We start from the raw sequence: 16,431 nt of genomic DNA, 5'->3' as shown, positions 1-16,431 counted from the left end.
GGTTGTTTTTTTCCTGAAAGGGGTTGAGGCCGCTGCAGAAGAAGCGCAGCGCAGTATTGTTCAAATTGCCTCTTTAATCGCCAGAGATCGCAAAAAGATATTATATGCTGAGCCGGTTACATTGCAGGCATTTCGGCTTTTTGAATTACTGCCCACAATGCCTAAAGTAAGTGTGGAACGTGCGCAGGCAGAGCTTGGCGTTACCTTTCCTACCGCAAATGCGGCTGTCAAAGCATTGGTAAAAGCTGGGATCCTCGTTGAGACAACAGGGCGAACCAGAGGAAAAACATTTTTATATCAAGCATACGTTAATCTTTTGCTGGAAGGGTAAGGGTACCGTCTGCTCTGATTGAAAAAAAACCTTTCTAAAATCAGGGGATTCAGCCAGAAAAGCAAGCGGGAAAAAGCGCAGGAAAAACTTTACAAGTGCGAATGATAATGATTATTATTGTCATGCGTTTTCGATACGGACTTCACGGGCCGGTCGGGAAGGCACGACATTGCTCACATTGCTTCCAATATTTTTAGCCAGCTCGGGTGCTGGCTTTTTTTTGCCTGTCATCCAGCAAGAGACAGTTTTGTAGCCCACCCCACGCCTTGTTTTTTCCTGCCATCCGTAACTTCTTCAGTAACTCTTTTCGCGACAATCGTACGCCGTCGCTCACGCAAAGAATCTGAATATTGTGCTGCAAATTAGTCGAATAATTTGAACAGAGGAGACAATTTTCTCCGCTATCTTCCCGCCCGGTGCAGGTTCAGACTAGCTGAAAACGTTGAGGAGGATTGAATATGATTTATTTACGCAAAGCAGAAGAGCGCGGTCACGCTAACCACGGCTGGCTGGACAGCTGGCACACGTTCTCCTTCGCTAACTACTACGACGCCAACTTTATGGGCTTTTCGGCGCTGCGAGTGATTAACGAAGATGTGATCGACGCAGGCCAGGGGTTTGGTACCCATCCCCATAAAGATATGGAAATTTTGACCTATGTGCTTTCCGGTACCGTTGAGCATCAGGACAGCATGGGTAACAAAGAGCAGATTCCGGCGGGCGAGTTCCAGATTATGAGTGCCGGTACCGGCGTGCGCCATTCAGAATATAACGCCAGCAAAGATGTACCGCTGCATCTGTACCAGATCTGGATTATCCCGGAAAAAACCGGTATTACGCCGCGTTACGATCAGCGCCGTTTTGCCGATGTGCAGGGCCGGCAGCTGGTGTTATCACCGGACGCACGGGAAGGTTCGCTGAAAGTTTATCAGGATATGACCCTTTCTCGCTGGGTCCTGAAACAGGGCGAACAGGATACGGTTAAAGTTGAATCAAATCGCCGTATCTGGATTCAGGTCGTAAAAGGTGATGTCGCCATCAACGGTGAAAAAGCAGGCACCAGCGACGCCTTCGCTATCTGGGATGAAGCGGCATTGAGTATTAAAGCCGACAGCGACGCCGAAATCCTGTTGTTCGATCTGCCGCCGGTTTAAGTTCACACTTTGGGCGCGGTCTTCCGCGCCCCTCACCGTTTTCCTGCCATTTTTGTTACACTCAGCTAACTTACCCTCTGACTACCTGAAAAAAATGAAGAAAAAAAGGCCGGTATTACAGGACGTTGCCGATCGTGTAGGCATTACCAAAATGACCGTTAGCCGCTATCTGCGCAATCCCGATCAGGTTTCTGTCGCTTTGCAGAGCCGCATTGCCGAGGCGCTGGACGAGCTGGGCTACATCCCTAACCGCGCGCCGGACATTTTATCTAACGCCACCAGTCGGGCGATTGGCGTGCTGCTTCCTTCGTTGACCAACCAGGTTTTTGCCGATGTACTGCGCGGCATCGAAACCGTTACCGATGCGGCAGGTTACCAGACGATGCTCGGGCACTTCGGCTATAGCGCAGAGAAAGAAGAATTGCAGATGCGTTCGCTGCTGGGCTGGAACATTGACGGGCTTATCCTGACCGAACGAACCCATACGCCAGCAAGCCTGCGCATGATAGAAACGGCGGGCATCCCGGTGTTGGAAATGATGGACTGCGTTTCTCCCTGTCTGGATCTGGCCGTCGGCTTCGATAACGTCGAAGCGGCGCGGCAGATGACGCATGCCATTTTGAAAAAAGGCCATCGCCGCACGGTCTACCTTGGCGCAAGGCTGGATGAGCGCACGCTGTTAAAACACGAAGGCTATGAAAAGGCGATGCGTGAGGCAAACCTGGCGCCGCGCAGTATTATGATGGAAGAACCTTCTTCGTTTTCGATGGGCGGCCTGCTGCTCAAAGAAGCGCAAGCACGTTATCCGGATACGGACAGCCTCTTTTGTACTAATGATGACCTTGCGGTGGGTGCCATGTTTGAATGTCAGCGGCAGGGGCTTCGCGTGCCGGAAGATATCGCCATTGCTGGTTTTCACGGCCACGATATTACCCAGGTTGTCACGCCAGAGCTGGCTACGGTATTAACGCCGCGTGAAAAAATGGGACAGGTTTCGGCCTCGCTACTGCTGGCACGTATTCGTGGCGAGCAAACAGGAACGCAGCAAATCGACCTGGGTTTTACTATTTCAGAAGGTGGCAGCATCTGATTGTTGGCGGCGACTGGTCATTAACAATCTGCTGACGCGCCCGGCATGGTCTGCTCTTCAGACCCCTAAAATATCCTTCATAGTCATTCGAGCCGCGTCATTTATGGCGCGGTAGGCGCGCCTCATCTCGGACGCACTTCAGCTTTTCAGCCCTCGTTGAGCAGGCTTTTTGTCGCTTTGTGCCGCAAACACTCTGAAACTGTCATTTTTTTGAACCATCTCACATTTACCAGCTTTTTCCTGCGCATCTGTTGCCATACTTCACGGGCGTCCAGACAATGTTACCGATAACAACAGGACGCTAACAACTGACGGGCCAGGCCCAGACATCTTTGCCGGAGTAAAACAATGAACAAATCCCCTTCGTCCAATCATGTTTTTGTGTTGATGGGCGTTTCAGGCAGCGGTAAATCTGCCGTAGCCAATGCCGTGGCTTATCATCTTAAGGCCGCTTTCCTGGATGGCGATTTCCTGCATCCGCGTAGCAACATCCAGAAAATGGCGGAAGGCCATGCGCTGAACGATCAGGACAGGCAGCCGTGGTTGAAGGCGATTAACGACGCCGCTTTTGCTATGCAGCGGACCAACCAGGTCTCGCTGATTGTCTGCTCTTCGCTGAAGCAGAGCTATCGCGACATCCTGCGCGAAGGTAATGACAACCTCTCTTTTGTTTACCTCAAGGGCGATTTTGACACTATCGAATCTCGTCTGCGCGCGCGTAAAGGCCACTTCTTTAAACCACAAATGCTGGTAACGCAGTTTGCAACGTTAGAGGAACCAGGCGAAGACGAGCGCGATGTATTAGTCGTGGACATTAATCAAACGCTAGATGAGGTTGTGGCTGCCACTATTGCCACCATCGAAGGTGCGCTAAAAAACTAAGTGGGATGTAATGGCTACTGCAACACTGGTATTAACCGCCGCAGGCTCTGTTTTGCTGCTGCTGTTTCTGGTTATGAAAGCGCGTATGCATGCTTTTTTAGCCTTGATGTTAGTTTCCGTTGGGGCCGGCATTTTTTCCGGCATGCGGCTTGAAGATATTGCCGCCACCATGCAGAAAGGCATGGGCGGCACGCTGGGCTTTCTGGCTATCGTGGTCGCGCTGGGCGCGATGTTTGGCAAAATTCTGCATGAAACCGGCGCTGTCGATCAGATAGCCGTCAAAATGCTTAAAACGTTTGGCGAAAGCCGCGCGCACTATGCGATGGGCATTGCCGGACTCATTTGTGCGCTACCGCTGTTCTTTGAAGTTGCTGTGGTTCTGCTGATCAGCATCGCTTTTGCCGTCGCGCGCCGAACCGGGGATAACCTGGTCAAGCTGGTGATCCCGCTGTTTGCTGGTGTGGCCGCCGCCGCTGCATTTTTGCTGCCTGGCCCGGCACCGATGCTGCTGGCTTCACAGATGCATGTTGATTTCGGCTGGATGATTTTGCTGGGCGTGTGCGCCGCGATCCCGAGTATGCTGATTGCCGGGCCGCTTTTCGGTAACTTTATCAGCCGCCGCGTGGTGTTTACGCTACCGACGGAAACCAGCCATCCGGAGTTTGACGAAAGCAAAATGCCTTCGTTTGGCTTCAGCCTCTCGCTGATCCTGTTCCCGCTGATTCTGGTTGGGCTAAAAACTATTGGCGCGCGCTTTGTGACCGAAGGCACCACGCTGTATGAATGGCTGGAATTTATCGGCCATCCGTTTATCGCCATTCTGCTCGCCTGTCTGCTGGCTATTTATGGCCTGGCCTACCGTCAGGGCATGGACAAAGAGCGAGTGATGCAGATTTGCGGCAGCGCCTTACAGCCTGCGGGCATTATCCTGCTGGTCATTGGTGCGGGCGGCGTCTTTAAACAGGTGCTGGTGGATTCCGGCGTTGGCCCGGCGCTGGGGCATGCGCTGACCGGCGCGGGCTTACCGGTTGCACTGGCCTGTTTTATTCTGGCTGGTGCGGTGCGCATCATTCAGGGGTCGGCGACGGTAGCCTGTCTGACGGCGGTCGGCCTGATTATGCCGGTGATTGAGCCGCTGCATTATTCCGGCGCGCAGATGGCCGCCCTGTCTATCTGTATTGCGGGTGGCTCTATCATTTTCAGCCACGTTAACGACGCGGGCTTCTGGCTGTTTGGCCGCTTTACCGGCGCAACGGAAGGCCAGACGCTAAAAACCTGGACGATGATGGAAACCATTCTGGGCACTACGGGCGCTATCGTAGGGATGATCGCGTTCGAGCTGCTTTCTTAGGGACTGGCGGGCAATACGCCCGCCAGTTTTATTTGTCCTGGCCAACATTGTTCTCTTCCTTTCCCCCCAATCCCTTATTTTCATAAAAACCTTTAAAAACAAGACCTCGATCCTGTTCCAGGACGTATTCTTTCCTCACATATCGATAATCAACCTCCTGATTAAATACTGGAGATGAGCAATGTATCGATTTCTGATTTATTTTTTACTGGGATGGATGGTCAGTTTACCTGTGCTGGCGAAGAGCGGCTTTCGTGAAATTACAGTTAACCGGGCTGGCTTATCCGCGCTAAATGTCGCGCTCTGGTATCCACCAGGCTCAGCAGGGAAACTGGAAAAAATCGGCGAGAATGCGGCATTTACAGGGAGCGTGGTGCAACGCAATGCAAGGCCGGAAGAAGGGAAACATCCGTTACTGATTTTTTCTCACGGTTACGGCGGCAGCTGGAAAAACCTCGCATGGCTGGCTGAAGCGCTGGCCGAACGCGGGTTTATTGTCGCGGCGCCAAATCATCCCGGTACTACTACCTCCGATCTTACTCCTGATAATGCCCGCCAACTCTGGCAAAGACCTAAAGCGCTAACGCAAATAATTGACGCTTTGATTAACGACCCTTTATTAGCAGGTAATGTGGATGCTAAGCGTATTGCGGCGGTAGGTCATTCGCTCGGCGGCTGGACTGTACTGGAACTGGCAGGTGCAAAGTTTAGCTCGCGGCAGTTTACTGCTGACTGTCTACGGCATGCAGATTTTTCCAGCTGTAAGCTTCTCGAACAGCTGGGTATTAATTTACCTGGCACCGATAAGCTGTTGGCTAAAAGCTGGCAGGACAACCGTATTAAAGCAGTTGTGGCACTGGATGGTGGGTTATTGCGTGGCCTGACGACGGCAAGCCTTGCACGGATAAAAGTACCCGTACTTTTGCTGGGAGCGGAAACGGATTTGGGCGGCCTGCCAGCGGAAATGGAGTCGGGCTATGTCGCTGCTCGCCTGCCTGAAAAATGGCGGCGCTACGAGAAGGTCCCGTATACCACTCACTTTAGTTTTATGCAGCTGTGTAAACCAGGCGCGGAAGCAATGATAGAAGCAGCTGAACCGGGTGAAGGAGTTGTCTGCCGCGATGGTGGGAGGGTGAGCAGGATGGAAATACATCAGCGCCTGTTAAAAGAAATTAGCGGCTTTTTGTTGCATTCGCTGGCGCTTCACGGCAACGGTAGTCAGAGGGGGAAAGGCCGGTTAGCCGTAGAAACTCACGGTTAAAATTGGACTTGGTGATAAAACCGGCCTCCAGCATCACCTGGGTGACAGGGAGGTTACTGTCGCTTAACAGGTCCTGCGCCCTGGCTACGCGAAAACCATTCACCCATTGTGAAACATTACGGCTTCGGGTCTGATTAACGGCACGGGAAATCTGACGTGCCGGAATGCCAGACTTCCGCGCCAGCTTATTCAGCGTAAGGTCGGCATCCAGGAAAAACTCTTTTTCCTGCATTAGCCTTTCAAGCTTTTCGCAAACCAGATTTAACTGAACCGTATCGTCTGTACTTTCTGGCAAAGATAAAACGGGCGCTGGTGCTTTGCTGGTAAAAGCAACGGCCAGGCAAAGAGGTAGCAGGAGCAGACACTGTGCGGTCGCAACGATTGTTGCTGCATTGTGTCCGGAAAAGAAACTGAAATCGAGAGCAACGATTAAATCAACCGAGGCGGAAAAGCAGAGCAGGCAGCCAGAACAAAAGGCCATCAGCCTGGCCGCTTTCGCTTCGTTTAATCGCGCCAGGCTGAAAACATCCGGTCCGCTTCTCGCCAGTCGAATGAGCGCACAGCCGTATACCGCATAAAAAATGCATAGGGCGACATCTATTGCCGCAGGCCAAAGCAGGCAAAGCATTGTCATCGCGGCAATCGCTGCCAGTAATTTGTTACGCTTGCCGCTCCGGTCGGTCAATTCCGCAAAGCAATGCCAGGCAAAAGGTGGAAGAAGCAAAGCCAGCAAAGGTTGCATCACGTGAAAAGGCAGCGCGTAACTCCAGCGCAAACCCGATACCAGCATAAGCAGCGCACAGGCGAAAAGAAAATAAACGGCAGTACGATAGCGGGTATCCTGGCGGAAAATAAGCTTTATTATCAGCATTAAAATCACGATAAAAGTGATAAAAGGCAGTGGAATAGCGGGCATAAAATTTTCCAGTTAAAACTTCATATAAGCGCGGATGCCGTCCAGAAACATCTGCGTCGCCAGCATGATCAAAATCAATCCCATCAGCCGTTCCAGCGCGTTAACGCCTTTTTCGCCCAGCAGCCGCAAAAACAGACCTGACAGCAGCAGGATAGTAACCGTTACGCCCCAGGCTATCAGTAATGCCCCGGCCAGATGACCAATCTGGTCGGGATACTGATGGGATAACAGCATCAGCGTCGCCAGCAGTGAAGGGCCAGCCACCAGGGGAATAGCTAACGGCACCAGAAAGGGTTCTTCACCTGCGGGCAGACCGCTACTGCTGCTCTCGTGTGAAGGGAAAATCATCTTGATGGCGATCAAAAACAGGATAATGCCGCCGGAAATCGAAACGGTTTCCGTGCGCAGGTTTAAAAAGGCGAGAATTTTTTCACCGGCGAATAAAAACAGCAGCATGATCCCCAGCGCGATCAGCATTTCACGAATCAGCACCGCGCGACGACGTTTCGGCTCCAGATGCTTCAAAACCGACATAAAAATCGGCAAATTGCCCAATGGGTCCATAATAAGCAGCAATAATACGGTTACCGAAATCATCTCTGTCATCGTTTGTTCTCATCGCTCCGCGGATTTTGCCGCCTGTTATAAGCATTACTGCTAAAAAAGCGGGACTAATCGATTTAATTTACTTGCCACTTTTCCAGCATTTTGTAAGGTGATAGCCATATTTCTTTCTTATCACTTTCACTCTAACAGGTCAGGCGATAAATCACAGACGGTTTGCCTTCTGCCGGGTGCCGTATCCGACATATTTCTCTGTCAGAACGGTATAAATGAGTGAACCAGCCTGAAACAGGTGCAACATGAAATCAACAGGACTTATTGGCTGGCGCGGTATGGTGGGTTCCGTGCTGATGCAGCGCATGATGGAAGAACGCGATTTTGACGTCATTCGCCCGGTGTTTTTCTCTACTTCTCAGCATGGCCAGGCCGCGCCGCAGTTCGGTAGCCAGTCGCCGGGGCTGCTGCAGAACGCGTACGATCTGGAGGCGCTAAAAGCGCTCGATATCATTATCACCTGTCAGGGCGGTGACTACACCAGTGAGATCTATCCAAAGCTGCGCGCGGCGGGCTGGCAGGGTTACTGGATTGATGCGGCCTCTACGCTGCGCATGCAGGACGATGCGCTGATTATTCTCGATCCGGTTAACCACCAGGTTATTCGCCAGGGTCTGGATAAAGGCATTAAAACCTTCGCGGGCGGTAACTGTACCGTTAGCCTGATGCTGATGTCTTTGGGCGGTCTGTTTGCGCACGATCTGGTGGAATGGGCATCGGTTGCTACCTATCAGGCGGCTTCCGGCGGCGGCGCGCGCCACATGCGTGAACTGCTGACGCAGATGGGCATGCTGCACGATCACGTCGCAAAAGAGCTGCAAAACCCGGCTTCCGCTATTCTGGACATCGAACGTAAAGTTACCGAAATGAGCCGTAATGGCGTTCTGCCGACCGATAACTTCGGCGTTCCGCTGGCGGGCAGTTTGATTCCGTGGATCGACAAGCAGCTGGAAAACGGTCAGAGCCGCGAAGAGTGGAAAGGCCAGGCGGAAACCAACAAAATTCTGCAAACGGCGCAAACCATTCCGGTTGATGGCCTGTGCGTCCGCGTCGGCGCGCTGCGCTGCCACAGCCAGGCGTTTACCCTTAAGCTGAAAAAAGACGTGCCGCTGGCGGAAATCGAACAGCTGCTGTCTGCCCATAACGAATGGGCTACCGTGGTGCCAAATGACCGCGAGCTGACCATGCGTGAACTGACGCCAGCGGCCGTTACCGGCACGCTGAAAACGCCGGTTGGCCGTCTGCGCAAGCTGAACATGGGGCCGGAATATCTTTCCGCCTTCACGGTTGGCGATCAGCTGCTGTGGGGTGCTGCCGAGCCGCTGCGCCGTATGCTGCGTCTGCTGGTGGACTAAATAAGTTAGCCCGACGTGATGGAGACATTGCGCCGGGCTTTTATTGCCAACTTTTCTGCCAGACCTGGCTTTATCAACCGCCACCGTTTATCGATCTCCCCGCGCTATTTTCTTCGTCAAACCTGATTTTTCACTTCCGTAAACCCGTAAAGTCCGTCAGATAATCAATCACTCAACGCTTTTTTCCGCCTGTTTTCCCCCGCCGGGCTGCTTTTCAGTTTGTCAATCTGTGAAAGTTTGATCTCAAAGCAATATTTTTCTGCATTCGGTGCGGGCTTTAGTTGCGCCCTGGCTATGCTTAGCTGTATCGGCCGATCGCAGAATGCCGGAGCAGCTTTCCTGCGCAATCGTGTTTTGAGTATCTAACTGAAGTTGTCGCACGCTGCGGCGGATCTTTCCCACTGGATGGCTACACCCGACAGCGTGTTTTTGGCTCAATGAAGAGCAGTGCATTCATTTTTTTCTAAAAAAGGATCGCCTGCCATACATTACAGGTACAGTCATGTCGGAGCTTACGGATCGCCGGTTAATTAACGCGTTAATTTCCGGCCATTACGCAGACCCTTTTTCGCTTCTTGGCATGCATAAGACCAAACAAGGTCTGACGGTATGCGCGCTGCTGCCGGATGCTACTGAAGTATGGGTAATTGAAACCAGCACCGGACGCAAGTGCGGCCAGCTGGAATGCATTGATTCACGTGGCTTTTTCCAGGGTGTGATCCCTCGTCGCAAAAACATGTTTCGCTATCAGCTGGCCGTCACCTGGCACGGACAGCAGAATTTAATTGATGACGCCTATCGCTTTGGGCCATTGCTGAAAGAACTGGACAGCTGGCTGCTGGCAGAAGGTACGCATCTGCGCCCTTATGAAACCATGGGCGCGCATTCAGACGTGATTGACGGCGTTATCGGCACGCGCTTTTCCGTCTGGGCACCTAACGCTCGCCGCGTCTCGGTGGTGGGCGACTTTAACTTTTGGGATGGACGTCGCCATCCTATGCGGCTGCGCCAGGAAAGCGGCGTTTGGGAGCTGTTCGTTCCTGGCGCGGTTCATGGGCAGCTCTATAAATATGAAATTATCGACGCGCAGGGCCAGCTGCGGCTGAAGTCCGACCCTTACGCTTTTGAAGCGCAAATGCGGCCGGACAGCGCCTCCATGATCTGCGGCATTCCGCCCAAAACTACCATGCCCGAAGAGCGCCAGCGCGCGAATGATTTCGACGCGCCCATCTCCATTTATGAAGTGCACCTTGGCTCATGGCGTCGCCACACCGATAACAATTACTGGCTAAGCTACAAAGAGCTGGCCGAGCAGCTGGTGCCCTATGCCAAAGAGATGGGCTTTACCCACCTTGAACTGATGCCGATTAACGAGCATCCGTTTGACGGCAGCTGGGGCTACCAGCCCACTGGCATGTATGCGCCAACCCGCCGCTTCGGCACGCGCGACGAGTTCCGCAACTTTATCGCCGTGGCGCATCAGGCCGGATTAAACGTGCTGCTGGACTGGGTTCCCGGCCATTTTCCTTCCGATGATTTTGGCCTGGCCAAATTTGACGGCACCGAGCTTTATGAGCACGGCGATCCGCGCGAAGGTTTTCACCAGGACTGGAATACGCTGATCTATAACTTTGGCCGTCGTGAGGTCAGCAACTATCTGACCGGCAACGCGCTGTACTGGATTGAGCGTTTTGGCATTGACGGCCTGCGCGTGGATGCCGTCGCCTCCATGATTTATCGCGACTACAGCCGTGCAGAAGGCGAGTGGATCCCAAACCATTTTGGCGGCCGTGAAAATCTGGAGGCCATCGCCTTCCTGCGCTATACCAACCGTACGCTGGGTAACGCCGCACCTGGCACCGTCACCGTAGCGGAAGAGTCCACCGATTTCCCCGGTGTTTCTCGTCCAGCGGAAACCGGCGGTCTGGGCTTCTGGTACAAGTGGAATCTGGGCTGGATGCACGACACGCTCAACTATATGCAGGTTGACCCGGTTTACCGCAAGCATCACCACAACAACCTGACGTTCGGCATGCTGTATAACTCGACCGAAAACTTTGTGCTGCCGCTGTCGCATGACGAAGTGGTGCACGGCAAGCGCTCGATTCTGGATCGCATGCCTGGCGATACCTGGCAGAAATTTGCCAACCTGCGCGCTTATTACGGCTGGATGTTTGGCTTCCCCGGCAAAAAACTGCTGTTTATGGGCAATGAATTCGCTCAGGGCAAAGAGTGGAACCACGACATCAGCCTCGACTGGCACCTGCTGGAAGAGGAAGGCGGCTGGCACCACGGTGTGCAGCGTCTGGTGAAGGATCTTAACCACACCTATCGCAGTCACGCGCCGCTCTACCAGCTCGATTTCGATCCGATGGGCTTTGAGTGGCTGGTGGTGGACGATTTTGAAAACTCCGTGTTTGTTTTTGTTCGTCGCGATCGTGAAGGCAATGAGCTGATCGTCGCCAGTAACTTCACTCCGGTGCCGCGTCACGATTATCGTTTCGGCGTGACGCAGCCGGGCAGTTGGCGGGAAGTGCTGAACACCGATTCGGCCTGGTACCACGGCAGCAACGTGGGCAACCTGGGCGTGATTGAAAGCGAGGCGCTGCCAAGCCATAACCGTGAACACTCAGTCAGTATGACTTTGCCACCGTTAGCGACGGTCTGGCTGGTCAGGGAGGCTTCATGAGTTCAGTGCAGTCCGGTAAGCCAACGCCTTCGGGCGCGACGTACGACGGTAAAGGCGTCAATTTTACGCTGTTTTCCCAGCATGCCGAGCGGGTCGAACTCTGTTTATTTGACGATAAAGGCCACGAAACGCGCATTGAGCTTCCGGCGCGAACTGGCGATATCTGGCACGGCTATCTGCCCGCCATCAAAGAAGGGCAGCACTATGGTTACCGCGTCTACGGGCCGTGGCAGCCGGAAGCCGGGCATCGCTTTAATCCACATAAGCTACTGATCGATCCCTGCGCTCGCGAGGTGGTGGGCGAAGTAACGGACGATCCGCGTTTCCAGTGTGGCGTAAAAGAGATGGATACGTCGGACAGCGCCGCCATCGCGCCGAAAAGCGTGGTGCTGGCGGACGATTTTGACTGGGAAGATGACCAGCCGCCGCGCGTACCGTGGGGCTCCACGGTGATTTATGAAGCCCACGTGCGCGGCCTGACCAGGCGGCACCCCGGCATTCCACCGGAGCTGCGCGGCACCTATGCCGCACTCGGCCATCCTGTGATGATCGATTATTTCAAGCGCCTTGGTATTACGACGCTGGAACTGCTGCCGGTTGCCTGCTTTGCGCATGAACCCAGGCTGTTACGGCTCGGGTTAACCAATTACTGGGGCTATAACCCGCTGGCAACCTATGCGCTGGATTCGCGCTATGCGTCCGGCGTCGACAGCCTGCATCCGCGCGATGAGTTTCAGCAGGCGGTAAAAGCGCTGCACGCGGCAGGGATCGAAGTGATTCTGGACGTGGTGTTTAACCATACCGCCGAGCTGGATGAAAACGGGCCTACGCTTAACAAGCGCGGCGTGGATAACAAAAGCTTCTATTGGGTAGACGAGCAGGGCAAATACGAAAACTGGACCGGCTGCGGCAATACGTTGAATATCAGCCATCCCAACGTTATGAACTGGACGCTGGAGTGTCTGCGCTATTGGGTCGAAGTCTGCCACGTTGATGGTTTTCGTTTTGACCTGGCGACGGTACTGGGCCGCACGCCGGAATATTATCCGCACGCATCATTCTTTGAAGTGCTACAGGAAGACCCGCTGCTTTCAAAGTGCAAACTGATTGCAGAACCCTGGGACATCGGCCCGGATGGCTATCAGGTCGGCAATTTTCCCGCGCCTTTTGCCGAATGGAACGACCAGTATCGTGACGCGATGCGGCGTTACTGGCTGCACGGCGATATCAGCAACGGCCATTTTGCCACGCGCTTTGCGGCTTCCAGCGACATCTTTATGCAGGAAGGCCGACTGCCCTCCGCCACTATCAATCTGATTACCGCGCACGACGGTTTTACGCTTACCGATCTGGTTTGCTTTAACAACAAGCATAACGAAGCCAACGGTGAAGATAATCGCGATGGCCACAATAGCAACTACAGTTACAACCACGGCGTGGAAGGACTGAACGCGCCGCTGCTGGTGGCGGAGCATCGGCTACGCAGCGTGCATGCGCTGTTGACCACGCTGCTGCTCTCGCAGGGCACGCCGATGCTGCTGGCGGGTGACGAGCACGGCCATAGCCAGCACGGCAACAACAACGCTTACTGTCAGGATAACGAGCTGACCTGGCTCGACTGGGAAAACAACAACAGTGGATTGTTCAATTTTACTGCCGCCTTAATCCATCTGCGCAAGCGCATTCCGGCGCTACAGGCGGATCGCTGGTGGCAGCCAGGCGACGGCAACGTGGAGTGGCTGGGGCCGGAAGGCAAGCCGATGACCGCCAGTGACTGGCGGCAGGGCGTGCGCCGACTCCAGATCAGGCTGTCGCATAACTGGCTGGTTACGCTTAACGCCACCGAAGAAGTGTGCGATATCAAACTGCCACCGGGGCGCTGGCATGCTGTTCCGCCCTTCGCCGGGGATGATAACCCGATTCTGTTAACTGTCTGGCATGGCGCCGCACACGGCGTGTGCGTGTTCCAGGAACAACCATAACAGGAGTCAGGCATGGCCACTTTAGATAAGAACGACCCTCTGATGTTGGCAAGACAATTGCCGTCGCAAACTGTAGCCCTGATCCTGGCGGGCGGACGCGGCACGCGGTTAAAAGATCTCACCGCGAAACGCGCCAAGCCAGCCGTCCACTTCGGCGGGAAATTTCGCATCATCGATTTTGCCCTGTCGAACTGCCTGAACTCCGGGATCCGGCGGATCGCGGTGATCACGCAGTATCAGTCGCACACGCTGGTGCAGCATATCCAGCGCGGCTGGTCATTTCTAAACGAGGAGATGAACGAGTTTGTCGATCTGCTGCCCGCCCAGCAGCGTCTCTCTACGGAACACTGGTATCGGGGCACGGCGGATGCCGTTACGCAAAACCTCGATATTATCCGCCGCTATCAGGCGAAATATATCGTGATCCTGGCGGGCGACCATATCTACAAGATGGACTACTCGCGCATGCTGCTGGACCACGTTGAAAACGGCGCAAAATGTACCATCGCCTGTTTGCCTGTGCCGATTGAAGAGGCCAGCGCGTTCGGCGTAATGGCCGTCAACGCTGAAAACAAGGTGGTAGATTTCCTGGAAAAACCGGCCGATCCGCCGTCGATGCCGGGCGATGACACCCAGGCGCTGGCCAGCATGGGCATTTATACCTTTAATGCCGACTATCTCTATCAGCTGCTGGAAGACGATTTAAAAATTCCGGAATCTAACCACGATTTCGGCAAAGACATCCTGCCAAAGATTGTCGCCACCGGCGAAGCTCTGGCGCACTCCTTTAGCGTTTCCTGCGTGCAAAGCGACGATAACGCGCCGCCTTACTGGCGCGACGTCGGTACGCTGGAAGCCTACTGGAAAGCGAATCTCGATCTGGCGTCGGTGACGCCGGAACTGGATATGTACGACCGTAACTGGCCTATCCGTACGCATATGGAGCCGCTGCCGCCGGCAAAATTTGTGCAGGACAGGTCAGGTAGCCATGGCATGACGATGAATTCCTTAGTGTCGGGCGGCTGCATTATTTCTGGCTCGGTAGTTGTGAATTCTGTGCTGTTTTCTCGCGTTCGAATCAATTCTTTCTGCAATATCGAATCCTCTGTGCTGTCGCCGGACGTGGTAGTGGGGCGCTCCTGTCGCCTGCGCCGCTGCGTGATAGATCGTGCCTGCGAACTGCCCGAAGGAACGGTAATCGGCGAGAACCCGGATGATGATGCGCGTCGTTTTTACCGTTCGGAAGAAGGCATTGTGCTGGTCACTCGTACCATGCTGGCAAAGCTGGGTTGGCGTAGTTAACTACATAAAAATAAAGCACGGGTTTGATGCGGAGGAACGCGTCAGAACAAAGTAAAGGAGCCGATAATGCAGGTTTTACATGTCTGTTCAGAAATTTTCCCGCTGCTAAAAACGGGCGGGCTTGCTGATGTTGTTGGGGCATTACCGGCGGCGCAGATTGCGGCAGGGATTGATACCAGAGTATTGATTCCGGCGTTTCCGGATATAAAGAAGGGCATTCCCGACGCGGAAGTGGTGGCTCGTCTGCACACCTTCGCGGGTTACGTCGAGCTGCACTACGGTGAGTATGACGGCGTAGGGATTTATATGATCGACGCGCCGGGGTTATACGATCGTCCCGGCAGCCCGTATCACGACGAGTCGCAGTTTGCCTATACGGACAACTACCTGCGGTTTGCGCTACTGGGATGGATGGGGTGTGAAATCGCCTGCGGGCTGGATACTTTCTGGCGCCCGGAAGTGGTACACGCTCACGACTGGCATGCCGGTTTGACCTGCGCCTATCTGGCGGCCAGAGGACGTCCGGCGAAATCCGTGTTCACCGTGCATAACCTGGCGTATCAGGGACTGTTTTACGCTCATCATCTGGAGCAGATCCAGCTGCCGTGGTCGTTTTTCAATATGCATGGTCTGGAGTTCTACGGACAGATCTCCTATCTCAAGGCCGGGCTTTTTTATGCCGATCATATTACGGCGGTCAGCCCGACCTATGCGCGCGAAATCACCCAGCCGGAGTTTGGCTATGGCATGGAGGATCTGCTGAAACAGCGGCAGATGGAAGGGCGCTTAACCGGCATTCTGAACGGCGTGGATCCGCTAATCTGGGATCCGGAACAGGATCTGCTGCTGACCGCACGCTATAACCGCGATGTCCTGGACGCCAAGCAGGAAAACAAGCGTCAGCTGCAAATTGCCATGGGGCTGAAGATTGACGAGAAAGCGCCGGTATTCGCCGTCGTCAGTCGTCTGACCAAACAAAAAGGGCTGGATTTAGTGCTGGAAGCGCTGCCGGGCCTGCTGGAACAGGGCGGCCAGCTGGTGCTGCTTGGCGCGGGCGATGCGGTATTGCAGCAAGGGTTTCTTGCGGCGGCGGCGGAATATCCCGGCCAGGTTGGCGTACAGATTGGCTATCACGAGGCTTTCTCGCACCGCATTATGGGCGGGGCCGACGTTATCGTAGTGCCAAGCCGCTTTGAGCCGTGCGGCCTGACGCAGCTGTACGGTTTGAAATACGGCACGCTGCCGCTGGTGCGGCGTACCGGCGGCCTGGCCGATACGGTTAACGACAGCTCGCTGGAAAACCTGGCCGACGGCATTGCCAGCGGCTTTGTATTTGAAGACAGCAACGCCTGGTCGTTGCTGCGAGCGATTCGTCGCGCCTTTGTGCTCTGGTCTCGTCCTTCGCTGTGGCGCTACGTACAGCGCCAGGCGATGGCGATGGATTTTAGCTGGCAGGTGGCCGCCGTGGCTTACCGCGATCTCTATCAACGTTTGTTATAA

The 16,431-nt window shown here is 54.3% G+C and carries 12 protein-coding genes; 10 read left to right on the top strand and 2 right to left on the bottom strand.

Translation table 11 applies throughout. From position 1 onward, the window contains the following. Positions 1-789: 789 nt before the first annotated feature. The 5 genes from KUE00_RS17210 to KUE00_RS17190 all read left to right on the top strand — a co-directional run bounded on the left by KUE00_RS17210 (position 790) and on the right by KUE00_RS17190 (position 6,069). The gene (locus KUE00_RS17210) at positions 790-1,485 is read left to right on the top strand and encodes a pirin family protein (protein ID WP_246761213.1); all 696 of its coding nucleotides are present in this window, start codon (positions 790-792) and stop codon (positions 1,483-1,485) included. A gap of 94 nt (positions 1,486-1,579) precedes the next feature. After that, positions 1,580-2,575: a gluconate operon transcriptional repressor GntR gene (gene gntR / locus KUE00_RS17205; RefSeq protein WP_246761212.1), complete on the top strand. Its 996-nt coding sequence runs from the start codon at positions 1,580-1,582 to the stop codon at positions 2,573-2,575. A 348-nt stretch (positions 2,576-2,923) separates the two neighbouring features. Continuing rightward, complete coding sequence (gene gntK / locus KUE00_RS17200; RefSeq protein WP_246761211.1) at positions 2,924-3,457, top strand: gluconokinase; 534 nt, start codon at positions 2,924-2,926, stop codon at positions 3,455-3,457. Positions 3,458-3,467: 10 nt separating this feature from the next. Next, positions 3,468-4,808 (top strand): gluconate transporter, encoded by a 1,341-nt coding sequence (gene gntU / locus KUE00_RS17195; RefSeq protein WP_246761210.1) that lies wholly within the window; start codon positions 3,468-3,470, stop codon positions 4,806-4,808. A 181-nt stretch (positions 4,809-4,989) separates the two neighbouring features. Beyond that, the gene (locus KUE00_RS17190; RefSeq protein ID WP_246761209.1) at positions 4,990-6,069 is read left to right on the top strand and encodes an alpha/beta hydrolase family protein; all 1,080 of its coding nucleotides are present in this window, start codon (positions 4,990-4,992) and stop codon (positions 6,067-6,069) included. Here the strand turns inward: KUE00_RS17190 and KUE00_RS17185 are convergent. Both KUE00_RS17185 and KUE00_RS17180 read right to left on the bottom strand, forming a co-directional pair. Beyond that, entirely contained in the window at positions 5,981-6,985 is a 1,005-nt protein-coding gene (locus KUE00_RS17185) for a helix-turn-helix domain-containing protein (RefSeq protein WP_246761208.1), read from the bottom strand. The genes KUE00_RS17190 and KUE00_RS17185 overlap by 89 nt on opposite strands. A gap of 12 nt (positions 6,986-6,997) precedes the next feature. Next, positions 6,998-7,591, bottom strand: coding sequence for a YhgN family NAAT transporter (locus tag KUE00_RS17180; RefSeq protein WP_246761207.1), 594 nt, complete (start codon positions 7,589-7,591; stop codon positions 6,998-7,000). A 257-nt stretch (positions 7,592-7,848) separates the two neighbouring features. Between KUE00_RS17180 and asd the strand changes: the two genes are divergently transcribed. The 5 genes from asd (at position 7,849) to glgA (ending at position 16,431) form a co-directional block, all read left to right on the top strand. Continuing rightward, entirely contained in the window at positions 7,849-8,958 is a 1,110-nt protein-coding gene (asd, locus tag KUE00_RS17175) for an aspartate-semialdehyde dehydrogenase (RefSeq protein WP_246761206.1), read from the top strand. 502 nt (positions 8,959-9,460) lie between these two features. Further along, on the top strand, positions 9,461-11,647 hold the full coding sequence (gene glgB / locus KUE00_RS17170) for a 1,4-alpha-glucan branching enzyme (RefSeq protein WP_246761205.1): 2,187 nt from the start codon (positions 9,461-9,463) through the stop codon (positions 11,645-11,647). Beyond that, positions 11,644-13,629, top strand: a complete 1,986-nt coding sequence (glgX, locus tag KUE00_RS17165) for a glycogen debranching protein GlgX (protein WP_246761203.1) — start codon at positions 11,644-11,646, stop codon at positions 13,627-13,629. The genes glgB and glgX overlap by 4 nt, the downstream gene beginning before the upstream one ends. A 12-nt stretch (positions 13,630-13,641) precedes the next feature. Further along, positions 13,642-14,931: a glucose-1-phosphate adenylyltransferase gene (gene glgC, locus KUE00_RS17160; RefSeq protein ID WP_246761201.1), complete on the top strand. Its 1,290-nt coding sequence runs from the start codon at positions 13,642-13,644 to the stop codon at positions 14,929-14,931. Between the two features lie 66 nt (positions 14,932-14,997). Beyond that, positions 14,998-16,431 carry a glycogen synthase GlgA gene (glgA, locus tag KUE00_RS17155; RefSeq protein ID WP_246761199.1) on the top strand — a complete coding sequence of 478 codons (1,434 nt, stop codon included), beginning with the start codon at positions 14,998-15,000 and terminating at the stop codon, positions 16,429-16,431.

Source organism: Erwinia phyllosphaerae, from assembly GCF_019132875.1.
GTDB classification, from domain to species: domain Bacteria; phylum Pseudomonadota; class Gammaproteobacteria; order Enterobacterales; family Enterobacteriaceae; genus Erwinia; species Erwinia phyllosphaerae.
This window is presented reverse-complemented; position numbering and strand designations above follow the sequence as displayed.